At 69.6% G+C, this 24650-nt stretch carries 23 protein-coding genes; 7 read left to right on the top strand and 16 right to left on the bottom strand.

Annotated elements, in window-relative coordinates:
• Positions 1 to 131: 131 nt before the first annotated feature.
• Positions 132 to 1547 carry a DEAD/DEAH box helicase gene (locus tag ACX1D1_RS06680; protein ID WP_182800131.1) on the bottom strand — a complete coding sequence of 472 codons (1416 nt, stop codon included), beginning with the start codon at positions 1545 to 1547 and terminating at the stop codon, positions 132 to 134.
• Positions 1548 to 1904: 357 nt separating this feature from the next.
• Between ACX1D1_RS06680 and ACX1D1_RS06675 the strand changes: the two genes are divergently transcribed.
• Together ACX1D1_RS06675 and ACX1D1_RS06670 are read left to right on the top strand one after the other, a co-directional pair.
• Complete coding sequence (locus ACX1D1_RS06675; protein WP_182782380.1) at positions 1905 to 2672, top strand: NAD-dependent epimerase/dehydratase family protein; 768 nt, start codon at positions 1905 to 1907, stop codon at positions 2670 to 2672.
• A 143-nt stretch (positions 2673 to 2815) separates the two neighbouring features.
• Entirely contained in the window at positions 2816 to 4639 is a 1824-nt protein-coding gene (locus tag ACX1D1_RS06670; protein WP_459056385.1) for a hypothetical protein, read from the top strand.
• Positions 4640 to 5000: 361 nt separating this feature from the next.
• Here the strand turns inward: ACX1D1_RS06670 and ACX1D1_RS06665 are convergent, their stop codons facing one another.
• The 15 genes from ACX1D1_RS06665 to ACX1D1_RS06595 form a co-directional block, all read right to left on the bottom strand.
• Entirely contained in the window at positions 5001 to 5597 is a 597-nt protein-coding gene (locus ACX1D1_RS06665) for an OB-fold protein (RefSeq protein WP_459056384.1), read from the bottom strand.
• 177 nt (positions 5598 to 5774) lie between these two features.
• Complete coding sequence (gene rpsQ, locus ACX1D1_RS06660) at positions 5775 to 6053, bottom strand: 30S ribosomal protein S17 (RefSeq protein ID WP_182782378.1); 279 nt, start codon at positions 6051 to 6053, stop codon at positions 5775 to 5777.
• 2 nt (positions 6054 to 6055) lie between these two features.
• Positions 6056 to 6289, bottom strand: a complete 234-nt coding sequence (gene rpmC, locus ACX1D1_RS06655; protein ID WP_182782377.1) for a 50S ribosomal protein L29 — start codon at positions 6287 to 6289, stop codon at positions 6056 to 6058.
• A complete protein-coding gene (gene rplP / locus ACX1D1_RS06650; RefSeq protein ID WP_182782376.1) occupies positions 6289 to 6708 on the bottom strand; it encodes a 50S ribosomal protein L16 in 420 nt (139 codons plus the stop codon). Before rplP ends, rpmC begins: the two co-directional genes overlap by 1 nt.
• A gap of 2 nt (positions 6709 to 6710) precedes the next feature.
• Entirely contained in the window at positions 6711 to 7526 is an 816-nt protein-coding gene (rpsC, locus tag ACX1D1_RS06645; protein ID WP_182782375.1) for a 30S ribosomal protein S3, read from the bottom strand.
• A 2-nt stretch (positions 7527 to 7528) separates the two neighbouring features.
• Positions 7529 to 7930, bottom strand: coding sequence for a 50S ribosomal protein L22 (rplV, locus tag ACX1D1_RS06640; protein ID WP_182782374.1), 402 nt, complete (start codon positions 7928 to 7930; stop codon positions 7529 to 7531).
• Positions 7931 to 7957: 27 nt separating this feature from the next.
• Positions 7958 to 8239 (bottom strand): 30S ribosomal protein S19, encoded by a 282-nt coding sequence (gene rpsS, locus ACX1D1_RS06635; RefSeq protein ID WP_182782373.1) that lies wholly within the window; start codon positions 8237 to 8239, stop codon positions 7958 to 7960.
• An 18-nt stretch (positions 8240 to 8257) separates the two neighbouring features.
• On the bottom strand, positions 8258 to 9094 hold the full coding sequence (gene rplB / locus ACX1D1_RS06630; protein WP_182782372.1) for a 50S ribosomal protein L2: 837 nt from the start codon (positions 9092 to 9094) through the stop codon (positions 8258 to 8260).
• Positions 9095 to 9127: 33 nt separating this feature from the next.
• Positions 9128 to 9439 (bottom strand): 50S ribosomal protein L23, encoded by a 312-nt coding sequence (gene rplW / locus ACX1D1_RS06625; RefSeq protein ID WP_370585710.1) that lies wholly within the window; start codon positions 9437 to 9439, stop codon positions 9128 to 9130.
• Complete coding sequence (rplD, locus tag ACX1D1_RS06620) at positions 9436 to 10176, bottom strand: 50S ribosomal protein L4 (RefSeq protein ID WP_182782371.1); 741 nt, start codon at positions 10174 to 10176, stop codon at positions 9436 to 9438. Before rplD ends, rplW begins: the two co-directional genes overlap by 4 nt.
• Complete coding sequence (rplC, locus tag ACX1D1_RS06615) at positions 10173 to 10832, bottom strand: 50S ribosomal protein L3 (protein WP_370585709.1); 660 nt, start codon at positions 10830 to 10832, stop codon at positions 10173 to 10175. The genes rplD and rplC overlap by 4 nt, the downstream gene beginning before the upstream one ends.
• Positions 10833 to 10840: 8 nt before the next feature.
• Positions 10841 to 11152 carry a 30S ribosomal protein S10 gene (gene rpsJ, locus ACX1D1_RS06610; protein ID WP_040284687.1) on the bottom strand — a complete coding sequence of 104 codons (312 nt, stop codon included), beginning with the start codon at positions 11150 to 11152 and terminating at the stop codon, positions 10841 to 10843.
• 276 nt (positions 11153 to 11428) lie between these two features.
• A complete protein-coding gene (gene pflA, locus ACX1D1_RS06605) occupies positions 11429 to 12268 on the bottom strand; it encodes a pyruvate formate-lyase-activating protein (RefSeq protein WP_370586117.1) in 840 nt (279 codons plus the stop codon).
• Positions 12269 to 14539 carry a formate C-acetyltransferase gene (gene pflB / locus ACX1D1_RS06600; RefSeq protein ID WP_459056383.1) on the bottom strand — a complete coding sequence of 757 codons (2271 nt, stop codon included), beginning with the start codon at positions 14537 to 14539 and terminating at the stop codon, positions 12269 to 12271.
• A 166-nt stretch (positions 14540 to 14705) separates the two neighbouring features.
• Entirely contained in the window at positions 14706 to 17687 is a 2982-nt protein-coding gene (locus tag ACX1D1_RS06595) for a glycoside hydrolase family 2 TIM barrel-domain containing protein (protein ID WP_459056382.1), read from the bottom strand.
• A gap of 175 nt (positions 17688 to 17862) precedes the next feature.
• On the opposite strand from ACX1D1_RS06595, the gene ACX1D1_RS06590 reads away from it, so the two are divergent.
• The 5 genes from ACX1D1_RS06590 (at position 17863) to ACX1D1_RS06570 (ending at position 24622) form a co-directional block, all read left to right on the top strand.
• A complete protein-coding gene (locus ACX1D1_RS06590; protein ID WP_459056380.1) occupies positions 17863 to 19686 on the top strand; it encodes a DUF294 nucleotidyltransferase-like domain-containing protein in 1824 nt (607 codons plus the stop codon).
• Positions 19683 to 20351 (top strand): exonuclease domain-containing protein, encoded by a 669-nt coding sequence (locus ACX1D1_RS06585; RefSeq protein ID WP_459056379.1) that lies wholly within the window; start codon positions 19683 to 19685, stop codon positions 20349 to 20351. Before ACX1D1_RS06590 ends, ACX1D1_RS06585 begins: the two co-directional genes overlap by 4 nt.
• A 72-nt stretch (positions 20352 to 20423) precedes the next feature.
• Complete coding sequence (locus tag ACX1D1_RS06580) at positions 20424 to 21809, top strand: cryptochrome/photolyase family protein (RefSeq protein WP_459056378.1); 1386 nt, start codon at positions 20424 to 20426, stop codon at positions 21807 to 21809.
• A 64-nt stretch (positions 21810 to 21873) separates the two neighbouring features.
• On the top strand, positions 21874 to 23625 hold the full coding sequence (locus tag ACX1D1_RS06575) for a DEAD/DEAH box helicase (protein WP_459056377.1): 1752 nt from the start codon (positions 21874 to 21876) through the stop codon (positions 23623 to 23625).
• A 40-nt stretch (positions 23626 to 23665) separates the two neighbouring features.
• On the top strand, positions 23666 to 24622 hold the full coding sequence (locus ACX1D1_RS06570; RefSeq protein WP_182782364.1) for a glutathione S-transferase family protein: 957 nt from the start codon (positions 23666 to 23668) through the stop codon (positions 24620 to 24622).
• Positions 24623 to 24650: the final 28 nt, after the last annotated feature.

Below are 24650 nucleotides of genomic sequence, written 5' to 3'. Positions count from 1 at the left end.
TTCTGGGCCGTGAGCCTTCCAGGATACGTCACTGCATCCAACACACCAGAGCCGGTTCGCCGGACGTGCGAGTCGCCCGGGCCGCGTGGTGCGGACCGGGCGACTTGTGACAGCTCAGGATGAGTGTCCCGCTAGCGGCTCCTGCGACGACCGCTCTCGGCCGAGAACCGGGCGACTCCACCCGCCGAGGCGGTGGCCGCCGCGGCGGGCCGTCGGGAACGGCCCTCGGCGGGACGCTCGCCGCGCTGGACCTGGGGACGCTGGCCGCGACCACCCTGCGGACGGTCGGACCCACTGCGCGGTCGCGCTGACGCCCCACCGCGACGGCCGCCACCGCCCTGCCCCTCCTGGGGTTCGGGCTTGATGAGGCCGCCCGGGAAGGAGCGCTCCCCGGGCGCGATCTCGCGCAGCACCGGGTGTCGTGCGTCGGCGCGGGTGATGGTGGGATTGACGCCCGCCTTGCGGGTGAGGTCGCGCACGTCCGAGCGCTGCCCGTCGAGCATGAGCGTGACGACGGTGCCCTCGGCCCCGGCGCGGGCGGTGCGGCCCGAGCGGTGCGTGTAGGCCTTGTGTTCCACCGGCGGGTCCGCGTGGATGACCAGGCCGACATCGTCGACGTGGATGCCGCGCGCCGCGACGTCGGTGGCCACGAGCGTCTGGGCCGTGCCTGCATGGAAGGCCGCCATGGAGCGCTCGCGCGCGTTCTGGCTCATGTTGCCCTGCAGCTCGACGGCCGGGATCCCGGCGGCATTGAGCTGGCGGGCGATCTTCTTGGCGCGGTGCTTGGTGCGGGTGAACACCACCGACCGGCCCGGAGCGGCCGCGAGGTCGATGAGGACCGGGAGGTGGTGGTCGTCTGCCACGTGCAGCACGTGGTGGGTCATCGTGGCGACGGGCGACTCGGCCGAGTCCGCCTCGTGCACGACGGGGTTGGTCATGAACTGGTTCACCAGGGTCCCCACGGCCTTGTCCAGGGTGGCGGAGAACAGCATGCGCTGCCCGGCCTTCGGGGTCTGGGACAGCAGCCGGCGCACGGACGGCAGGAACCCGAGGTCCGCCATGTGGTCGGCCTCGTCGATGATGGTGATCTCGACGCCGGCCAGGGAGGCGACGCCCTGGGCGATCAGGTCCTCCAGACGGCCCGGGCACGCGACGATCACGTCAACGCCCCTGGTGAGGGCCGCCGCCTGCGGCTTCTGGTTGACGCCGCCGAAGATGGTGCGCGAGGTGAGCCCCGCGGAGGCCGCCAGCGGCGCGAGCGCCTCGTCGATCTGGATCGCGAGCTCCCGGGTGGGGGCGAGGATCATGGCGCGCGGCCGCTTGGCGGCGCGACGGGTGCCGGAGGAGGAGAGGCGTGCCACCAGCGGCAGCAGGAAGGCGTAGGTCTTGCCCGAGCCTGTGCGGCCCCGGCCCAGCACGTCGCGGCCGCTGAGCGAGTCCGGCAGCGTCGCGGCCTGGATGGGCGTGGGGAGGGTGATGTCTCGCTCAGCGAGGATGGAGGCGAGGGGTGCGGGCACGCCGAGCGCGCCGAAGGACAGTGAAGACATGAGGAAAGACTCCCGTGTGGGGGTGATGCAGCGGTTCTGCCCGGCGCGGACTAGGAGTGTGCTGAACAATGCTGTCTCCGGCGAGGACGTGCCGGGCGGGATGAGGTGGTGCCACTACATCTGGTGCGTGTACTTGACGTCCATATCCAGATGGAGGGGTGCCAGATCGCCCGATCCGGTGCGCCGCAGCCGAGGCATGATTGTTCAGCAGGCTCCTAGGTGTCCGCAGCGCGATGGCATCGGAGAAAGAAGCTAGAGGAACTCAGAGCAGAACGATCCGAGTGCTGGGCGGTACTCTACCCCACGCGTTCGACGGAGGCCGCATCGTGCCTCGTCGCCGCTGGCAGGATGGGCGTCATGGCACAGCGCAGAATCCTCATCACGGGCGCCACAGGCGGCATCGGAGCACTCCTGGCGCGCCGGTTGCGCGACGAGTACGACCTCGTCCTCCAGGGGCGTCACCCCGACGATGACGACCCGGACACCATCCGCATCGCGGACCTCACGGACTACGACGACACCCTCGCCCTCATGGAGGGGGTGGACACCGTCGTCCACATGGCGGGCGCGGCATCGCCTGAGTCGACGTGGGACGCCGTGCTGAGCGCCAACATCGTGGGCCTGCGCAACGCGCTGGAAGCCGCCCGCGAGGCGGGGGTGCGGCGCTTCGTCTTCGCCTCCTCCAATCACGCGATGGGGATGTACGACCGCGACGAGCAGTGGCCGGTGTATCCGCATATGCTCCCCCGCCCGGATTCGCTCTACGGGGTGTCGAAGGTGTTCGGCGAGGCGCTCGGCCGGTTCTACCACGACCAGCACGGCATGGACTTCATCGCGTTGAGGATCGGCTGGAGCTCGAAGACCACCCACGACACCGACCTCGATCTGCTGCGGGCGATGTGGCTGAGCGAGGACGACACCGTCGAGGTGGTGCGCTGCGCCATCGAGGCGGAGGTGCGGTTCGGGCTCTACTACGCCGTCTCGGACAACCCCAATCGTCGTTGGGACCTCACCAACACCATGCTGGAGCTCGGCTACCGGCCGAAGGACTCGTGGACCGACCATTCCGAGGCCGAGGAGGACACCGCGGAACCCACGCCGGACTCCTGGCCCGAGGGCTCCTGAGCCTGCCGGGCGGCGCCCTTCCCTCCACAGCACGAGGTCGGCGCGGCTGACACGTTCTCCACAGGCCGCACGTGACCTGGGAAAGCGGTGGGGTTCTCACCAAGAGTGGTGCGAACCCGACCGCAACCAGGAAGCCCCTGATCATGAGACCACGCCCCGCCATCGCCCTGCTCATCACCGTGATACTGACCCTCCTCGTCGCGCCTGTTCCCGCCGACGCCCGGCCCCAGGACGGCCCGCTGGCCGGCGCCGGGCACACGGTGGCGATGCCTCGCACCGGGCGGGACTGGTACGGCGCCTACCGGATGGGCCCGGTCACCGCGTACTGCGCGGACCTGATGTCCGCACCGCCCAGGCGCGCCACGGACTGGGAGGAGGTTCCCGCGGGGACGCCCCTGGTCAAGCAGTCGGGTCTGGCCGACGACGGCGCACTCCAGCACGGCAACGGCACCGCGACCGTCTCCGAGGCTGAGACGGCGGACCTCGCCTGGGTCCTCACGCACACCGGGCAGAGTCCCTCAGCCGACACCGGCGCCGCCGTCGAGCACTTCGTCCGCCTGCGGACGGTCGACGGGGCGCAGCAGCGGGCCCGCGAGTCCGCCCGATGGGCGGCCGTGGTCGCCGCGCAGCCGTCGACGGGGACGGAGTTCGACCGCCTCACCCGCGCGGCGGCCAGATTCGCGGGGCCGTACACGGCCCGGCTCGAGTGGGTCTCCCGCCCCACCCTGGCGGCGCCCTCAGGCCAGCTTCGCGCCTCGGTGACCTCGAGGGCGGGCATCGCCGTGCCAGGGGTCACGCTCTCGGTCGCGCCAACGGGGGCCTCCACCGTCGAGTCGGCGCCCTCCACGACGGGGACCTCCGGCGTGGCCGACATCCGCGTGACGATGGCGCGCCCAGGATCCGAACCCTCGGTCGGCAATGTGTCAGTCACCTTCGCTGGGCTGGCGGGATCGGCACCCCGGGTCTTCGTGCCCGCCGAGCGGACCGTCCAGCGGCTGCTCGCGGCGCCCAGGCCTGAATCGGTCGTCGCCACCGTGGAGGCCTCGCTGGCTCCCCACTTCACCCCCGCCGTCACCACGCGCACCCGGGACCTGGTGGCCGTGGCCGGCGAGCCGGCGGTGGATCTGGTGACCGTGGCCGGCGGCAGGCCAGGAGCGCGCTTCTCCGGCACCACCACCCTCTACGGTCCCTTCGCCTCCCTCGAGGACCTCGCTGCCGCATCCGCGGCCGACACCCAGCCCGTGGGCGAGGCGGTCTTCTCCGGACGCTACGGCCCCGACGGCTCGGCCGAGGCCGCGTCCACCTCGCTGAGGTTCCCCGGCCCCGGGTACTACCACTGGGTGGAGGCCCTTGCGCCGGCTGAGTTCGTCACTCCCCCGGCCGCGCCCAGCTGGCCCCAGCTGCCCGAGACAAGCCTGGTGCTCGCCCCCATGATCACCACCCGCCTGAGCCCGCACGGCACGGCTCGTGCCGGGGTCGAGGCCTCTGAGGCACTGAGCCTCGACGGCGTGCCCGGGGTGGCGGTGCCCGATTCGACGGAGCTGGCCGTGAGCGCCTCAGGACGCATCATCGGGCCCGTCAGTCCGCGGCAGACCGACGGCGGGGCCAGCTGCGAGGGCGTGGACTGGTCCGGGGGAGCAACCGTCGGGCGCTATGACGATGTGCCGCTGCCAGGTTCGGGCGCCGGCTTCGGGGCCACGGGGCTGGCCCGGACCCGGCTGGCCCTGCCGGGGTGCTACTCGGCTGAGGCTACCGTCACCATCGAGCACCCCAGCCGTGCCCCCATCATCGCCCGCCACGAGCTGGGCCACCCTTCCCAGACCGTGTTGATCACCGAGGAACCACGGCCATCCCCCTCCCCCACGCCCACCCCGACTCAGGCTCCGACGCCGACGCCGACGCAAAAGCCCAGCAAGGCGCCCGCGCCTGAACTCGCCCGTCCCGGTCTCCCCTCCACTGGGGCCTGAACGACACGCTGATCCCTGTTCCCTCCGCCGCCAACCCGCCTCGACTCCGATAGCGCCCAGCTTTGCGACGAGGCAGGCAGGTACCGAGCGCGGACCAGTCGTTTACAGCTCGGCGCGGATGGCGCCAGGTCCGCGTCCACGCGGCGCAATCAGTCAGCGCGGAGCCGAGTTTCCACAAGAGGACAGAAAGTGGGCCCGTTCGCCGTAGCGAACGGGCCCACTTTGACACAACCAGTAGAACGTGACGACGCACACACCCCAGAAACCAGCTCCAGCGCTTTACAGTATTCCGAGAGTTGAGTTGGTAGCTGTCAGCACGAGGAGCCTGCCGGACCTGAGCGGGCAAGGCGCCCAAACGGTGTCAGCTGATCGTCTCAGCCTGGATGGAATAGCCCAAGAGCTCCCCAACGTCGCTGACAGTCCCGGTGACCGTGACATCCTGGCCCGCGGTGAGTGCGCTGACAGTGTCCAAGTGCTCTTCATCGATGAAGATCTGCACGTTGGTGAAGGAGTACTCGTCAGTCCCATTGAGGGTGAAGTAGTCGCCGGAAGCGTCGACATTGGCCAAAGAACCAGTGACGGTGACGCGCTTTCCCTTGTACTGGTTGGAGGCGGCCAGAGCATTGCTCTCCAGCGCTTCGATCAACTCCTGGGCAGACACCACGATAGGTGCTTCCTCAACCACCGCAGCCGGTTCACTCGACGCAGCGGGCTCGCTGGCCACGTTCGTTTCGGCGGCCTCCGACTCACTCGGCGCGCTGGCGGCTGAGCTCGTACTGGCGGGAGCGGCCACAGTGTTCGCGTCATCGGCCCCGCCATTGGCCATCTGGACGACCACAATCAGTGCCAACACTCCAAGAGCCCAATAGCGCTTCTTCTTAAACCATGGCCGACTCGCCTTGACGTAAGCCTTTTCGGCCTTCGCCCGAGCCTTCGCATCCCCTACATTCTCCGACATGAAAATCCCTCCAAGTATGCGGACAGGTCGGCGACGACCCAGTCCATATAGATAGTCGTCCGATATGTATACCACTGCGTCTGGGCATCGCTTCACCGCCCTGCGATTAGCGGACCGCGGGAGTGCGACAACGGCCCGCCCCCAGGGGGACGGGCCGCAGCGTGTGGTGAGTGTGCCTTACTTGGCGCGCTCGATGATCTCGACCAGGCGCCAGCGCTTCTGCGCGGACAGCGGACGGGTCTCCATGACGCGAACGCGGTCGCCGATGCCGGCCGAGTTCTCCTCGTCGTGCGCCTTCAGGCGCGACGACTTGGTCATGACCTTGCCGTACAGCGGGTGCTTGACGCGGTCCTCGACGAGGACCACGATCGTCTTGTCCATCTTGTCGGACACGACGACGCCCTGCAGCACCTTGCGGGCGCCGCGCTGCTCAGTGGTGGTGGTGTCTTCGCTCATATTCACTTCTCCTCAACAACCGGCTCGTCGACGATGCCGAGGTTGCGCTCCTGCAGCACGGTGTAGATGCGTGCAATGTCCTTGCGGACGTTGCGCATCCGGCTGCTCGACTCCAGCTGGCCGGTGGCAGCCTGGAACCGAAGGCCGAACAGTTCCTCCTTCAACTCAACGACCTTGGCGTTGAGCTGATCACGCGACAGACCACGAAGATCGTGTGCGGCGAGAGAGTTACTCATCAGATATCACCTGCTTCGCGCTTGATGAAGCGTGCCTTGAAGGGCAGCTTGTGGATGGCCAGACGCATGGCCTCGCGGGCCACGTCCTCCGGGACGCCGGACAGCTCGAACAGCACGCGTCCGGGCTTGATGTTGGCGATCCACCACTCGGGGGAACCCTTGCCGGAGCCCATGCGGGTCTCGGCCGGCTTCTTGGTCAGGGGGCGGTCCGGATACACGTTGATCCAGACCTTGCCGCCACGCTTGATGTGACGGGTCATGGCGATACGAGCGGCCTCGATCTGACGGTTGGTCAGGTAGGACGACTCGAGCGCCTGGATGCCGTACTCACCGAAGGCGAGCTTGGTGCCGCCCTTGGCCGCACCGTCACGCGTGGGGTGGTGCTGCTTACGGAACTTCACGCGACGAGGAATCAGCATGATCAGGCTCCTGCGTTCTCGGTTGCGGGCGCAGCCGGGGCCTCGGCCTGGGCTGCGTCGGCGCGACGGCGACCGCCGCGCTCGGGACGGTCCCCACGAGCCTCGCCGCGGGCGGGACGACGGCCCGGACGCTGCTGACGGCCACCGGGGGCGTTGTTACGGGCGGCCTTCTGGGCAGCGCGCTCGGCGCGGGTGCCGGTGACGTCGCCCTTGTAGATCCACACCTTGACGCCGATCCGGCCGAACGTGGTGCGGGCCTCGAAGAAGCCGTAGTCGATGTCGGCGCGCAGCGTGTGCAGCGGCACACGGCCTTCGCGGTAACCCTCGGAGCGCGACATTTCCGCGCCACCGAGACGACCCGAGCACTTGATCTTGATGCCCACGGCGCCGGAACGCATGGCCGTCTGCTGAGCCTTGCGCATGGCGCGACGGAAGGCGACACGGGCGCCGAGCTGCTCGGCGACTCCCTGGGCCACGAGCTGCGCATCGATCTCGGGGTTCTTGACCTCGAGGATGTTGAGCTGCACCTGCTTGCCGGTCAGCTTCTCCAACTCGGCGCGGACGCGCTCGGCCTCGGCGCCGTTGCGGCCGATGACGATGCCCGGACGTGCGGCGTGGAGGAAGATGGTCACCCGCTCCGAGCGACGCTCGATCTCGATCGACGAAACGCCGGCGCGCTCAAGAGTCTTGGTCAGGTACTGGCGGATCTTGACGTCCTCGCCGACGAACTCCGAGTACTGCTTGTCGCTGTACCAGCGGGAGTTGTGATCGGTGGTGATGCCGAGGCGGAAGCCAATCGGGTTGATCTTTTGGCCCATAATCAGGCTCCCTTCGTCTCGCGGGGTTCGACGACCACTGTGATGTGGGCGCCGCGCTTGAGGATGCGGCTGGCCGACCCCTTCGCACGGGGCCGGATTCGACGCAGCGTCACGCCCTCGTCGACGAACGCCTTGGAGATGTACAGGTCGCCGGAGCGCAGGGCCTCGGCCGACTCCGCGTTGGCCACGGCCGAGGCCACAACCTTGTACACGGGCTCGGACGCGGCCTGCGGGGCGAACTTCAGGGCGACAAGGGCGTCCTTGACGTCCATGCCGCGGACCAGGTCGACGACTCGACGGACCTTGGTGGGGCTCATCCGGACGTGGCGCGCGATGGCGAACGAGCCAGGACGATCACCGAGCAGGTTCTCGCGACGACGGCTGTTGCCGTTTTCGTTGCTCATAGTTGATTCAGTTCCTTATCTCGCGCCTCAGCGGCGACGGGCCTTTTTGTCGTCCTTCACGTGACCCTTGAAGGTGCGCGTGGGAGCGAACTCGCCCAACTTGTGACCGATCATCGACTCGGTGACGAACACCGGGACGTGCTTGCGGCCGTCGTGCACTGCGATGGTGTGCCCCAGCATGTCGGGGATGATCATCGAGCGTCGCGACCAGGTCTTGATGACATTCTTGGTGCCCTTGTCGTTCTGAACGTCCACCTTCTTCTGCAGGTGGTCGTCGACGAAGGGGCCCTTCTTCAGGCTGCGTGGCATATTTCCTCAGGCTCCCTATCAGCGCTTCTTGCCGGTCTTGCGACGGCGGACGATGAGTCGACTGCTCGCCTTGTTCTTGTCACGGGTGCGTCCCTCGGGCTTGCCCCAGGGCGACACAGGGTGGCGGCCACCCGACGTGCGGCCCTCGCCACCACCGTGGGGGTGGTCGACGGGGTTCATCACGACGCCGCGGACGGTCGGGCGGATGCCCTTCCAGCGGTTGCGGCCGGCCTTGCCCCAGTTGATGTTGGACTGCTCGGCGTTGCCGACCGTGCCGATCGAGGCGCGGCAGCGGACGTCGACCAGGCGCATTTCACCAGAGGGCATGCGCAGCGTGGCGTACTTGCCCTCGCGGGCAACCAGCTGGATGGCCGCGCCGGCCGAACGGCCGAGCTTGGCTCCGCCGCCCGGGCGCATCTCCACCGCGTGCACCGTGGTGCCGACGGGGATCTGGCGCAGCTCGAGGTTGTTGCCCGGCTTGATGTCCGAGCCCTCGCCGGCGGTGACCACAGTGCCCTGAGCCAGGCCGTTCGGCGCGATGATGTAGCGCTTCTCGCCGTCGGCGTAGTGCAGCAGCGCGATGCGGGCGGTGCGGTTGGGGTCGTACTCGATGTGAGCGACCTTGGCCGGCACGCCGTCCTTGTCGTAGCGCTTGAAGTCGATGATGCGGTAGGCCTGCTTGTGGCCTCCACCGATGTGACGCGTCGTGATGCGCCCGGTGTTGTTGCGGCCACCGGTCTTCGACTTCGGCGCGAGCAGCGACTTCTCCGGCGTGGAGCGCGTGAGTTCAACGAAGTCGGACACGCTGGAGCCGCGACGGCCCGGCGTGGTCGGCTTGTACTTACGGATACCCATGAGTCTAAGTTCCTTCTCTCAGCGGCTCGCCGGTCAGTTGACCGGGCCTCCGAAGATGTCGATGCTCTGGCCCTCGGCCACGGTGACGATCGCACGCTTGGTGTCGACCTTCTTGCCGTACCCGTACTTGGTGCGGCGGCGCTTACCCGTGCGGTTGAGGGTGTTCACGGAGGTGACCTTGACATCGAAGATGGCCTCAATGGCGATCTTGATCTCGGTCTTGTTGGCGTCCGGGGAGACGATGAAGGTGTACTTGCCGTCATCGAGCAGGTTGTAGCTCTTCTCGCTCACCACGGGGCGCAGGATGACGTCGCGGTGATCGCGGATCTTCAGCGCAGTGGTCACTTGTCCTTCTCCTCAGTCTTCTTCTCGGCCTTGGGGGCCTCGACAGCGGTCTCCTCGGCGGCGGCCTCGGATTCGGTGGCGACGGCCTTGGCCGACTTGCCCACCGCGGGACCGGCCGAGAACGCGGCCAGTGCAGCCGAGGTGAAGACCACCTTGTCGTTGACCAGCACGTCGTAGGTGTTGAGCTGATCGACGGCGAGCGCGTGCACCGTGGGGACGTTGCGCAGGCTCAGCCAGGCCACGTCCTCGAAGCGGTCCAGCACGACCAGCACCTTGCTCAGATCCCCGGCCACGCTCGTCAATGCCTCGATGGCTGACTTGGTGGAGGGCTTCTCCCCCGCCACGATCTCGGAGATGACGAACACGCCGCCCTCGCGGGCCCGGTCCGACAGCGCGCCGCGCAGTGCGGCGGCGATCATCTTCTTGGGGGTGCGCTGCGAGTAGTCGCGCGGCTGCGGGCCGTGCACGACGCCGCCACCGGCCCACTGGGGGGCGCGGCGCGAACCCTGACGGGCGCGGCCGGTGCCCTTCTGGCGCCACGGCTTGATGCCACCGCCGCGGACTTCACCGCGGGTCTTGGTGGAGTGCGTGCCCTGACGGGCCGCGGCCAGCTGGGCCACGACAACCTGGTGGATCAGGGGAATGTTGGTCTGCGTGTCGAACAGATCGCCGGGAAGGTCGACCTTGCCGGCCTTCTTGCCCTTGGCGTCGACGACGTCAACTGTCAGATCGCTCATGCGACAACACCCTTCTTGGCTGCGCTGCGGACGACGACGAGCGACCCGTTGTTACCGGGGATGGCGCCGCGGACCAGCAGCAGACCACGCTCAGCGTCGACGGCGTGGATCTTGAGGTTCTGGATGGTGACCTTCTCGTTGCCCATCCGGCCGGCCATCTTGAGGCCCTTGAAGACCTTGCCGGGGGTGGAGCAGCCACCGATGGAGCCAGGCGAGCGGTGCTTGCGGTGCACACCGTGCGAGGCCTTGAGGCCGTGGAAACCGTGGCGCTTCATGACGCCCGCGGTGCCCTTGCCCTTGGTGGTGCCGGTCACGTCGACGATCTCGCCGTCGGCAAAGACCTCCGCGGTCAGCTCCTGGCCCAGGGTGAACTCCGACGCATCAGCGGTGCGGAGCTCCACCAGCCGCTTGCGCGGGGTGACGTCCGCCTTGGCGAAGTGCCCGGCGGCCGGCTTGGTGACCTTCTTGGCCTTGATGGCGCCGAAGCCGAGCTGCACGGCGGAGTAGCCGTCGGTCTCGGGGGTGCGCACCTGCGTGACGACGCAGGGTCCGGCCTGGATCACGGTCACAGGGACGATCTTGTTGTTCTCGTCCCACAACTGGGTCATGCCGAGCTTGGTGCCCAGGATGCCCTTCACGATTCGTTCACTCATCACTTCAGACCTCACGGGAGCTTGATCTCGATGTCAACACCGGCGGGCAGATCGAGGCGCATCAGCGAATCGACGGTCTTCGGCGTCGGGTCGAGGATGTCGATGAGGCGCTTGTGCGTGCGCATCTCGAAGTGCTCGCGGCTGTCCTTGTACTTGTGGGGCGAACGGATGACGCAGTACACGTTCTTCTCCGTCGGCAGCGGCACCGGGCCGGCCACCTTCGCGCCCGTGCGGGTCACAGTGTCGACGATCTTGCGCGCCGAGCTGTCGATGACCTCATGGTCATAGGCCCGCAGCCTGATGCGGATCTTTTGTCCAGCCACGTCGTTCCTTACTTCTAGCCCTGTGGAAATTTCACGTTCCTTTGAGGGTATAAACCCTTGTCACCCCAACCCCCGAGGTCGGGAGTGTCGCGCCCTCAGCCGCAAGGTAAGACAACCCTTCCGGTGAAGGAAGGCCACATCTCGCGCTTGGGCGTCTGCTCGACCTCACTCGCGGGGCATGGCGCCAAGGACGCCGACCCCATCGCGGAGCAACCGGACCATTCTGGCATGCCTGGGGCGAGGCGCCAAATCGCGGGGTCCCTCAGCAGGGGAGCGTCAGTACACCACGAGCCCCCGGCCGCGGAACAGCGCCCGCGCCTCCTCAACCATCTCCGGCGACGGCGCCCGCGTGTCCGCGAGGGAGTACTCCAGTCCGGCCTCCGCCCACTTCTGCCGGCCCATCTGGTGGAACGGGAGTACCTCGACACGCCCGACCGCGGGGAGTGAGGCAGCATACTCGGCGATCGGCGCGATGGTGGCGGGGTCGTCGGTCAGGCCGGGGACCAGGACGAACCGGATCCACGTCTCGATGCCGAGCCCTGACAACCGTCGGCCGAACTCCAGAGTGGGGGCAAGGGACCGCCCCGTCACCCGCCGGTAGGTGGCCTCGTCCCCCGCTTTGACGTCCAACAGCACCAGATCCACGTCGGCCAGCAGCTCGTCGGTGGCGTGCCGGCCGAGGAACCCGGAGGTGTCCAGGGCTGTGTGGACGCCCATCTCCTTGGCACCCCTCAGAACCCGCGCCGCGAACGCCGGCTGCTGGAGCACCTCGCCGCCGGAGAGGGTGATCCCGCCGCCCGTGGCGCGGAAGACGCCCCGGTAGCGCCGGATCCGGGCCAGCAGGTCCTCGGCCCGCACTGGAACCCCGCGCGAGGCCGCCATCGTGTCCGGGTTGTGGCAGTAGAGGCAGCGCAGCGGACACCCCGCGAGGAAGGTCGTCATCCGCGTGCCCGGACCGTCGACGGCGGTGACCAGCTCCCAGGAGTGCACCGAGCCCACCTCGCCGGCGCGCTGCGCGGCCAGGAGCTCCGAACGGCCCAGCGCCTCCGCCGTCGGGATTCCCCCGAGCATGGAGGCGTGACGCGCCGCGGGCGCCGCCGGGGACGCCACAGCCACCTAGAGGGCCTCGTGGAAGGTCCGCGAGAGCACGTCGAGCTGCTGCTCGCGGGTCAGCTTGACGAAGTTGACCGCATACCCCGAGACGCGGATGGTGAGCTGCGGATAGTTCTCCGGGTGCTCCATGGCGTCGAGGAGAGTCTCGCGGTTCAGGACGTTGATGTTGGCGTGGTACAGCCCCTCCTCCATGCCCGCGTCGAGGATGCCGACCAGGTTGGCGACGCGCTCACCCTCGGTGCGGCCTAGCGCCTGGGGGGTGATGGTGTTGGTCAGCGAGATGCCGTCCAGTGCGTCGTCGTAGGCGAGCTTGCCGACGCTCATCATTGAGGCGAGCATCCCGTGGGTGTCGGCCCCGTTCTCCGGGTTGGCACCGGGCGCGAAGGGCGTGCCGGCGGCGTGGCCGCAGGGGAAGGCACCGGTGGCCTTGCCGTAGACGACGTTGGAGGTGATGGTCAGCACCGACTGGGTGGGCACTGCGTCCCGGTAGAGCCGGATGGCGCGGATCTTGTCCATGACGGTGGAGACCACGAGTTGGGCGAGCTCGTCGGCGCGGTCGTCGTCGTTGCCGTACCTCGGGAAGTCCCCCTCGGTGAGGTAGTCGATCACCAGGCCCGTGTCGTCGCGCACCGGGGTGACGGAGGCGTACCGGATGGCCGCGAGCGAGTCGGCCACGATGGACAGTCCGGCAATGCCGCAGCCCAGCGTGCGCACGATCTCGTCGTCGTGCAGCGCCATCTCGATGGCCTCGTAGGCGTACTTGTCGTGGCAGTAGTGAATGATGTTGAGCGCCTCGACGTAGGTCTCGACGGCCCAGGTGAGCATCTCGTCGTAGCGCGCCCAGACGGTCTCGAAGTCCAGCGGCTGGTCACCGGTGATGGGCGCATAGCCGTCCACCACGGTCTTGCCGGTCATCTCGTCCCGGCCGCCGTTGATGGCGTACAGGAACGCCTTGGCGGTGTTGAGCCGCGCGCCGAAAAACTGCATCTGCTTGCCGATGGCCATGGGCGAGACGCAGCACGCGATGGCGGTGTCGTCGCCCCAGTGGCACCGGATCTCCCGATCCGACTCGTACTGGAGCGCGGAGGTCTCGATCGAGATGAGCGAGCAGAAGTCCTTGTACCCGGCCGGCAGCGCCGCGTCCCAGTAGACGGTGATGTTCGGCTCCGGCGCGGGGCCGAGGTTGCGCAGCGTCTGCAGCAGCCGGAACGACGTCTTCGTCACCAGGGTGCGGCCGTCGTCGGCGAACCCGCCGTCGGACCAGGTGGCCCAGTAGGGATCCCCGGAGAAGATCTGGTCGTAGTCCTTCGTGCGGAGGAACCGGACGATGCGCAGCTTGGTGACCAGCGCGTCGATGACCTCCTGCACGCCCTCCTCGGTGAGGAGGCCCGCTGCGAGGTCGCGTTCGGCGTAGACGTCGAAGAAGCCGGAGAGCCGGCCGATGCTCATCGCAGCGCCGTCCTGGCTCTTCACCGAGGCGAGGTAGGCGAGGTAGGTCCACTGCACGGATTCGACGAAGGTCGCGGCGGGGCGCCGGAGATCGAAGCCATAGCTGTCGCCCAGGTTCTTCAGCTTCTGGAGCGCCTTGATCTGCTCGGCGTGCTCCTCGCGGTAACGGGCCCAGTTCTCGGAGAACGGCTGGCCGGCCACTGCGTCGAGGTCGACCTTCTTCTGCTCGATGAGGCGGTCCACCCCGTACAGCGCCACCCTTCGGTAGTCGCCGATGATCCGCCCGCGACCGTAGGCGTCCGGCAGGCCGGTGATGAGGTGCGCGCTGCGCGCCTTGCGGATCCGGGGGGTGTAGATGTCGAAGACGGCCTCGTTGTGGGTCTTGCGGTACCGGGTGAAGATCTCCTTGACCCGCTGGTCGGGCTCCAGCCCGGCCTCGCGGATGGCCGTCTCCACCATCCGCCAGCCGCCGGCGGGCATCATGGGGCGCTTCAGCGGCGTGTCGGTCTGCAGCCCGACGATGACATCGTCGTCGCCGCAGATGTAGCCCGCGGGGAAGGCGTCCACGTCGCCGGGGATGTGGGTCTCGACGTCATAGACGCGACGGGCGCGCTCCACGCTGAGGAAGTCCCGCTGCAGGGTCTCCCAGACCCGCAGCGTCTTCTCCGTGGGTCCGGCGAGGAAGGCGGCGTCACCGGTGTACGGCGTGAAGTTGCTCAGGATGAAGCTGCGCACATCGATGCTGTGCTGCCACGGCCCCGGGCGGAAGCCGCTCCAGGGGTCTTCTGCGGTGCCGGTGTTGCGGAGGGTGGCCGAGGCCGTCATGGTGCTCCCTGTGAGAAGGATCGAGAGTGTCTCTCACTGGCGAGCGACGTCGACCGAGCACCGGGGCGGTTCCGTCCAGGAGCCGGCCACCGCGGTGTCGCCAACGATGGAATTGATACTACTCCTCGTAGGAACTCCGCCGGGGGCCGGCCCCACCTATCGCGGGCTACTCGGCGGCCCACCTCAATGACCACGCGGCGGCGCGGGGGCGCAGCATATACTCCGGCCGCACGTCGGGCCCGCAGGATCGGGAACCGAGCCCGTGCTGTTGGGCGTCGACGTACAGGTGCATGGCAGTGGGCTCCCCCAGTTCGTGCGGATGGCGGGCCGTCGTCACCTGGTGGGCGTCGTGGGCGCGCAGGGAGAAGCCGGGCAGCTCCCCTCCGGCCCGCTCGGTGTGGAGGGCGAGGCCCAGCTCGGGGAGGCTCAGCTCGCGCAGCTCCATCCGATGCCCGCTCTCCTGCGGGACGGCGTAGTTCACCACCAGATCCTCGATCATCGACCGGAATCGCCCCACGTGGGCGGCGGTCGAGGAGTCCACATAGTTTTCGTGCGGGCCGGTGCCGAACCAGGCCGCGCGGGTGAGCCCGAGGGGAAGCTCGAAGTGGAGGCCGATCCGCGGCCACGTGCCCTCCCAGTCCTTCGTCGGCTCGGCTGAGGCATCAAGCCGGAGGTCGTCGCCGTCGAGAGACCAGATCAGCTCGACGGTGACCGCCTGCCTGGTGGCGGCGGGGGCGTAGCGATGCAGGACCGTGAGGCGGCCGGGACCAGGGGTGACCGACAGCACACGACGGTGCAGGCGGTCCAACCCTGCGTCTCGCCACTGCTCAAGCGACGACGGCGCGGGCGCGCCGACGCCACGCGAGGCGGTGGCCTCCACGTCCACGTAGGAGTTGAATCCCGCGAGCGAGTCGTTCTCGGTGGGGGCCCGCCACAGCTCCAGCCGCGGGCCGCGGACATCGCGGCCGGCGAGTTCCAGGAGGTCGCCCGTGCGCGCGTCGAAGGCGGCGGGGCCGAGGTTGTAGACGCCGCCGGAGGGCGTGGGCGTCTCGCCGGTCACCGGGTGTCGCGGGGCGGGCGGCGCCTCGGCGAGGAGTGACTGGACCCGGCTGACCACGTGGCCGGCCGGCGCCCATGGCCCGCCGTCGGCCATTACGGCCTCGACGGTGCGCCACAGCTCCCCGGCCTCGGGGGCGTGGAACGGCGGCAGCTCGACGCAGACCAGCTCCCCCGGGGCCACCGGCCGGATCTCCACCTCGCCCGAGGCGATCTCGAGGCCGTCCAGCTCGTCGCGCCACACGATGCGCAGATCGCTGGTGTCGCCGTCGTGGCGTCGGTTCTCGACCCCGAGCTCCTCGTCTGTGATGGTGAGCTTCACGGGGGTCACCACCGCGGCGTACTCGGCCAGCATCGTGGTGGGGGTCCCGTCGGAGAGCACCATGCCGTCGCAGACGAAGGAGCCGTCGTGGAGCTGCTCGCCGAAGTCGCCGCCGTAGCCGAAGTACTCCACGCCGTCGGGTGTCGTGGTGCGCAGCCCGTGATCACGCCACTCCCACACGAAGCCGCCGTGCCATTGGGGCAGCGCGTCGAAGCGCTCCTCGTACTCGGCCACCGCCCCGGCGCCGTTGCCCATGGCGTGCAGGTACTCGCACAGGATCATGGGGCGGCCCGCGAGCACGGCGCTGCGCCCCGCGGAGCCACGGAGGTTGCGGCCGGTGCCGGCGGACAGGTCCTCCATCTCCTCCACCGTGGCGTACATGCGCGAGACCATGTCGGTGTAGCGGCCCTCGAAGTCGGGCTCGTAGTGCACGGGGCGGTCGGGGTCACGGCGGTGCAGCCACGCGGCCATCGCGGCGGCGTTGGCCCCGGTGCCGGCCTCGTTGCCGAGCGACCACGCGACGATCGACGGGTGGTTCTTGTCGCGTTCGAACATCCGGATCACGCGGTCCACGAGCGCCTCGCGCCAGCGGGGATCGTCCGTGGGGTTGTCCACCCACCCGCCGCGCTCGAAGCCGTGGGTCTCGAGGTCGCACTCGTCGATCACCCACAGCCCCACCTCGTCGGTCAGCTCGAAGAACTCCGGGTGGGGCGGGTAGTGCGAGGTCCGCACCGCGTTGATGTTGTGGCGCTTCATCAGGTGAAGCTGGGCGCGCACCCGGTCGCGATCGAAGACCCGGCCGTGGTCGGGGTCGTACTCGTGCCGGTTCACACCTCGGATACGCAGCTTGCGGCCGTTGACGAGCCACTCGTGGCCCACGATCTCGATGCGCCGGAACCCCACTCGCAGGGTTCGCGTCTCCGCGGCGTTGCTCACCCGGGCGTCGTAGAGGCGAGGCCGGTCCGCGCTCCACGGCTCGACGACGCCCACCGGGATCGGCGCAACGTCTCCTGGGGCCTCGAAGGTGTGGGCCAGGCCGAGCTCGTCGAGACTGATCGTGACCGGGAACGCCGCGGCGTCGGCGCGCACCTCCGGCATCAGGGTGCCCTCGCCGGTCTCGGGATCGAAGTCCGCGCGCAGCCAGAGGTCGTCGATCCCGGCAGCGGGGCGGGCAAGGACGGTCACCTGCCGGAAGATGCCGGGCAGCCACCATTGGTCCTGGTCCTCCACGTAGCTGGCCGCCGACCACTGGTGGACGCGCACGTGGAGCACGTTGCGCCCGGGCCTGGCCTCGTCGGTGACGTCGAGCTCCTGGGCCAGCCGGCTCCCCCGCACCACGCCCACCAGGGAGCCGTTGAGGGACGCGATGGCAAGGGACTCCACGCCGTCGAAGCGCAGGAACACCCGGTCCCCGAAGCCGTCGGGCAGGTCGAACTCGACGCGGTAATCGCCGGTGGGGTTGTCGTCGGGGACGTGCGGGGGCTCCACGGGGAAGGGGAAGTTGACGTTGGTGTAGGCAGGTCTGCCCCAGTCGCCGCGACCCTGAAGGACCCAATGGCTCGGCACGTCGATCTGGTCCCAGCCGGAGTCGTCGAGGTCGACGGCGGCGGCACCGTCGGGCGCCAGGTCGGGCCGGGCGGAGTACCGGAAGCGCCACGTGCCGCTCAGGTCGATCTCGGCGGCGTCCGAGGCCACCCGCGACCTCGGCTGCACCCGTCGCCCCGACCCCGGCGCGAACGACTCGATCTCCGACACTGCTCTGCCCTCCATGGCTCGTCCAGACTCCCCCTCACCCTATCCAGCGCCCCCTCCCCGTGCACGACACGCCGTCGCATCCCTACCCCGGCGCCCTCCCGGTACCCGAGACCTCACTCAGACGACGAGTCGTGCCCGGCGCAGGGGCGACGGGTAGGCTGCGCGCAACGACGATCGAAGGGGATCCGCCGTGTCTGAGCTTGCCGACATCACCCAATTCCTGGCCGCCCGCGAGCCGTGGTCCCTGCTCCCTCCCGGCCGCATCTCCGCCTTCGCGAAGCGCGCCGTCGGGCGCTACGTCCGCAGGGGCACGGTGATCCTCGCCGCCGGCTCCGCCCCCACCGCGATGTTCCTGGTCCGCTCGGGGGCCGTGGAGATCGTCGACGCCGGGGGCGACCTCATCGACCACGACGAGCAGGGCGCCTGCTTCGGGCAGCTGTCCATCATCGAGGAGCGGCCGTCCCGCTTCACGTTCACCGCGCTCGAGGACACGTTGCTGTGGTCGTTCGCCCCGGACGCGGTCCGGGAGCTGCTCGCGGTGCCGGAGGTGCGGCGTTACTTCACCGAGTCGCGGTTGAGCGATGCCACCCGCCAGGTCCCCGAGGGCGGCCCCGTCCTGCAGGTTCCCGTCTCCGAGATGATCACCCGCTCCCCCATCACCATCCAGGCGGACGCGACCGTCGGCGAGGCCGCCCAGGCGATGGACGAGGCGCGCGTCTCGGCCATCCTCGTCACTGAAGCTGACGCCCTGGTGGGCATCCTCACCGACCGGGACCTGCGCCGGGTGGTCGCGCGGGCCGTGGCACCCTCGTCGCCGCTGGCGGAGTCCATGTCCACCGCGCCGCACACGATCAGCCACGACGCCCTCGCCCTGGACGTCCTGCTGAACCTCGTGGAGCACAAGATCCACCACCTCCCGGTGATGGATGGCGACCGGGTCCTCGGCATGGTCACCTCAGGCGATCTGATGCGGTTGGAGCGCTCGAGCCCGTTCTACGTGGTCGGGGACCTGGCGCGGCAGTCGGACCCTGCCTCGCTGGCGCGCGTCATGGGGAGGGTACCGAAGCTGGTGGGTCGCCTCCTGCGCCAGGACGCCACCGCCGAGGACATCACCCGGATCGTGAGCCGGACCACGGAGGCGCTGTGGCAACGGCTGCTGGAGCTGGCCGAGGAGCAGCTCGGCGCCCCCCCGGTGCCCTACTGCTGGGTGGCGCTGGGCTCGCTGGCCCGCGGGGAACAGGCGCTCGCCTCGGACCAGGACCACGCCCTGATCCTCAGCGACGACTACGAGCCCGGCCACGCGCCCTACTTCGAGCAGCTGGCCGAATCGGTGACCTCCGCCCTCGTCGAGTGCGGCTTTCCCCGCTGCAAGGGCGATGCCATGGCCACCAACCCGCAGTGGCGCAAACCGCTGGCGGCGTGGAGCCGCGAATTCGTCTCCTGGCTCGCGGCCCCCACGTCGGAGGCCGTCCTCAACTCCTCGATCTTCTTCGACATGCGCCCCGTCCACGGCGACCACACGCTGTACACGGCCCTCCAGCAGCGCATCCTGCGGACCGCGCCGTCCTCGACGCGGTTCCTCGGCCACCTGGCCAAGCACGCCAACGACGCCGAGGTGCCGATCGGGTTCCTCCGCGGCCTCGTCGTCGAGAAGAAGGGCCAGCACCGCGACCGTCTCGACATCAAGCTGGGCGGCATCAACCCCATCGTCGACGTGGCCCGCATCCACGCGCTGCACAAAGGGCTGCCGCAGGTCTCCACCCGGGGGCGGCTGCTGGCCGCGGCCGAGCACGGCGCCGAGGTGGACAACCTGCTCGACGCCTACGAGTTCCTCGGCTACACGCGCCTCCAGCACCAGGGGAGGCAGGTGGCCGCCGGCGAGGAGCCTGACAGCCACATCGATCCCGGGGACCTGTCGGACTTCGAGCGCCGCCACCTGCGCGACGCCTTCTCGATCGTCGGCAAGGCCCGATCTGCGCTCACCGTGACGTTCCAGACGCACTTCATCTCATGAGGTGGCCGTTCCGCCGCACCAACGCGGGGGCCGCGGACAAGGTGCCCGACGGCGCGCTGCGCCGCTACCTCAGCGCCGAGCCTGTGCCACGAAGCACCCCGATCTCCGAGCTGGCCCTGCTCGCCGTCGACTTCGAGACCACCGGCTTGACCCCGGCCGCCGACCACATTCTCTCGGTCGGGATGATCGACGTGACGGGGCTGAGTATCCCGCTCGGCACCGCCACCAACTTCTACGTCAACCCCGGTCACGAGGTGGGCCAGTCCGCCGTCATCCACCAGATCACCGACGACGAGCTCGCCGACGCCATCCCCAGCGCCGAGGCGCTGGACCGCGTGTTCGAACGCCTCACCGGCAGGGTGCTGCTGGCCCACCATGCCGCGATCGAGGTGGGGTTCCTGGCCGCCGCGGTGCGCCTCCGCTACGGCGTGAGCATCGAGCTGCCCGCCGTGGACACGATGGCGCTCGGGCATCGGGCACTGGGCTTCGACGAGGACCACCCCCGCGACGCGCTGAGGCTCTGGAAGCTCCGCTCACGCGCCGGGCTGCCGCACTACCGCGGCCACGATGCCGTGGTCGACGCCCTGGCCTGCGCGGAGCTGTACCTGGCCCTGGCCCAGGAGCTGGGAGTCAAGGACCTGGGCCAGCTCCTGCGCTTCTCCTGATCCCCGCCACTACACTCGCCCCACGTCCCTCGCGCGCCCCGGCCGCGGCGATCACAGGAGCTTCGATACCCGATGACCACCATCTGCTGGTTCAGGCGAGTACTTCGCGTAGAGGATCATCCGGCCCTCGTGGCCGCCGCCGCCGAGGGCAGCGTCGTGCCGCTCGTCATCCTCGATCCCGACGAGGCGGCCGCGCACCCCGCCTCCGCCGAACGGCAGGCCTTGAGCCTGCCCGCGCTGGACGCCGAGCTCCGGCGCCACGGCAGCAGGCTCACGGTGCGGCGGGGGCGCCCTACGGACGTGTTGGCCTCGGTCATCCGCGACACTGACGCGCAGTCGGTCCACACCACCGTCGGCTTTCCCTTCGCCGCCGACGACGGCCTCGACGACGCGGTCACCCGGGCCGGCGCCCGGCTGAGCCTCCATCCCCTGGCGGACCTGGTGCCGCGCGGCTCCGTGAGGACCGGCTCGGGCGGCACGTTCCGCGTGTACTCGCCCTTCTTCAAGGCGCTCAAGCAGCTGGACATCCGTCCACCCGTGGCGCCACCGGAGCTCCGGCCCCCCGACTCCTGGCCGTGGTCGGACCCGCTGGACTGGCCCGAGGCCCGGGCGGCGATGCGCCGCGGCTGGGACGTGGTGGCCGGCCACGTCGACGCCGGGGAGGCGGCCGCGGTGCAGCGGCTGGAGGACTTCCTGGACGGCGCCGTCGAGGACTACCCGGCGCACCGCGACGACCCGTGGCGCCCTGCCACCTCGGGCCTGTCCGATGCGCTGGCCGTCGGCGAGATCAGCGCGCGCACCATCTGGCACCGGTGTCTCCCGGCCTGGCACGAGGGACGACCCGGCGTGGACGGCTTCCTCTCCGAGCTGGCCTGGCGCGAGTTCGCCCGCGACCTGTTCCACGAGTCCCCCACCCTCGGCGAGCGCTGCTGGCGCCCGGAGTGGGAGTCCTTCCCCTGGGACGGCGACGGGGAGGCGGCCGAGCTGTGGCGCCGCGGCCGCACCGGGGTGGCCATGGTCGACGCGGGGATGCGGGAGCTGTGGGCGACCGGCCGGATGCACAACCGGGTGCGGATGATCGCCGCCAGCTACCTGACCAAGCACCTTCTCGTCGACTGGCGCGTGGGGCTGGGCTGGTTCGAGCGGACGCTCACCGACTGGGACGCCGCCTCCAACGCGATGAACTGGCAGTGGGTGGCGGGCTGCGGGCCCGACGCGTCGCCCTACTTCCGGATCTTCAACCCCGACACGCAGGCCACCAAGTTCGACCCACGAGCCGCCTACCGCTCGCACTGGCTCGCCCCGGAGGCCGACGGCGCCCGGGACTTCGCCGCGGCCGCCCCACTGTCCTGGCACGTCGACCTCGCCGATCGACCCGAGCCCGTCATCTCGCTCGCCGACGGCCGAGCCCGCGCGCTCGCCGCCTACGAATCCCTCCGCGCGGGAAAAGCCGGCTGAACGCCCTGCCCGGCGTGTCGGGGCTTGGGTCACGGCGCACCCGGCGGCTAGAGTCACCGACCGTATGTCTTCCTCCGCCCTGGACCACCTGTCCCCCGCATTCCCGCAACGGGCGGCGTGGGGTACCGCGTCGTCGCTGCGGGCCTGGCAGGCCGCGGCGCTTGAGCAGTACGCGCGGGACCAGCCCCGCGACTTTCTCTGCGTGGCCACCCCCGGAGCAGGCAAGACCACGTTCGCGCTGAGGGTCGCGCTGACCCTGCTGTCGTCGCGGACGGTGCGCCGCATCGTCGTGGTGACCCCCACCGAGCACCTCAAGGTGCAGTGGGCGGACGCCGCCGCCAGGGTCGGGATCCAGCTGGACCCGGGGCTGGGTGGGTCGTCGCGGCGGGGCCGTGCGAAGGAGTACCACGGGTCGGCCGTCACGTACGCGGGGGTCGCGGCCCGCTCCTACGTCTACGAGGCGCTGTGCCATTCGAAGGAGACCCTGGTCATCTTCGACGAGATCCACCACGCGGGCGATTCCAAGAGCTGGGGCGAGTCGATCTCCTACGCGTTCACCCACGCCACCCGCCGGGTCGCGCTGACGGGCACCCCCTTCCGTTCGGACGACCACCCCATCCCGTTCGTCGCCTATGACGACATCGCCCCCGGCGTGCAGCAGTCGCGCGCCGACTACACCTACGGCTACACCGAGGCCCTGGCCGACCACGTCGTGCGGCCGGTGATGTTCATGAACTACGGCGGGCAGATGCGGTGGCGCACGAAGTCCGGCGACGAGCTGGGCGCCGACCTGGGCGTCCCGATGACCAAGGACCTCACCGCCCACGCCTGGCGCACCGCCCTGTCGCCCACCGGCGAATGGATCCCGGCGGTGCTGCGCGCGGCGGACAGGCGACTCAGCGAGGTCCGCCGCCACGTCCCCGACGCCGGGGGCCTCGTCATCGCCACCAACCAGACCACCGCGCGCGCCTACGCCCGGCTCCTACACGACCTCACGGGCAGCAAGCCCTGCGTCGTGCTCTCCGACGACGCCAAGGCCACGACCCGCATCGAGACGTTCGCCTCGTCCGACGAGCGGTGGATGGTGGCCGTGCGAATGGTCTCGGAGGGCGTCGACGTGCCCCGCCTGGCCGTCGGGGTCTACGCCACCGCAACCTCCACGCCGCTGTTCTTCACGCAGGCCGTCGGCCGGTTCGTGCGCAGCCGACGACGGGGCGAGGTGGCCACCGTCTTCCTCCCCACGGTCCCGGTGCTGCTCGCCCACGCCGCGACCCTCGAGCGGCAGCGCGATCACGTCCTCGGTAAGCCCAAGGGCGACGACGTCGACATCTGGGCCGAGACGGAGGCGCTGATCGAGCAGGCCAATCGCAGCGAGACGACCGCCGACGACCTGCTCGGCCAGTTCGAGGCGCTGGAATCCTCCGCGACCTTCGATCACGTCCTGTTCGACTCGCAGGCCTTCGGCATGCATGCCGAGCCCACCTCGGCCGACGAGCAGGACTACCTCGGCCTGCCCGGCCTGCTCGAGCCAAGCCAGGTCAGCGCCCTCCTCGCCGACCGGCAGCGTCGGCAGCTCCGGCGGCGTGAACGCGACGACCGGAAGGCCGAGCCCGAGGTGGCTCTGCACCGGGCGATCGCCTCGAAGCGCAAGGAGCTGAACTCGCTGGTGGCGCAGTTCGCGCGGCACAAGGGCGTTCCGCACAGCCACGTGCACGCGGACCTCCGTCGAGAGTGCGGCGGGCCGCCGCTGGCGCAGGCCTCGCAGGCGGAGGTGGACCAGCGGGTCAGCACCATCCGGGCCTGGCTGCGCGGCTGACCGTTCCTGGCGGCTCCGAACCGGCGGCTAGCCTGGGGCCATGACCGAGCACACTGAACACTCAGCAGGCGGCGTCTACTCCGTCAAGGGACGCGAGTTCACCCGCGACTCCCGCTACATCGAGACCCGCATCGTCGCCGATCCGCGTCCGGGCACCGACGACTACCCCGTCGAGCCTGGGCGCTACAGGCTGGTCGCGGCCTACGCGTGCCCGTGGGCCAACCGCGCCATCATCGTCCGCGAGCTCCTGGGCCTGCAGGACGTGATCTCGCTGGGCACCCCAGGCCCCACGCACGACTCCGACTCCTGGACCTTCGACCTCGATCCCGGTGAGGTGGACCCTGTGCTCGGGATCCCCCGCCTGAAGGACGCCTACGAGAGGCGCTTCCCCGGCTACCCCCGTGGCATCACGGTCCCCGCCATCGTCGACGTGCCCACCGGGATGGTGGTGACCAACAACTTCCCCCAGATCACCGAGGACCTGTTCTTCGAGTGGCGGTCCTTCCACAAGCCCGATGCGCCGGACCTCTGGCCCGAGGGCCTGCGGGGCGAGATGGATGAGGTGATGCAGCGCGTCTTCACGGAGGTCAACAACGGCGTCTACCGGTGTGGCTTCGCCGGGTCCCAGGAGGCCTACGACGCGGCCTACGACCGGCTGTGGACGGCGATGGACTGGCTGGAGGAACGGCTGGCGGACAGGCGCTACCTGATGGGGGACTCGATCACCGAGGCCGACGTGCGCCTGTTCACGACGCTGGTGCGCTTCGATCCCGTCTACCACGGCCACTTCAAGTGCAACCGCTCCAAGCTCTCGGAGCTGCCGAACCTGTGGGGGTACGCCCGCGACCTCTTCCAGACGCCGGGCTTCGGCACCAACGTGGACTTCGAGCAGATCAAGCGGCACTACTACGTTGTGCACACGGACCTCAACCCGCTCAGCATCGTGCCCAAGGGACCCGACCTGTCCGGGTGGACCACCCGTCACGGTCGCGGCTGACCCGGCACGCACGACGGCGGGGCGCCCC

The organism is Tessaracoccus luoxuelianae, from assembly GCF_054483915.1.
The sequence above is the reverse complement of the archived record's forward strand: the minus strand, read 5'-3'. Positions and strand labels throughout refer to the sequence as shown.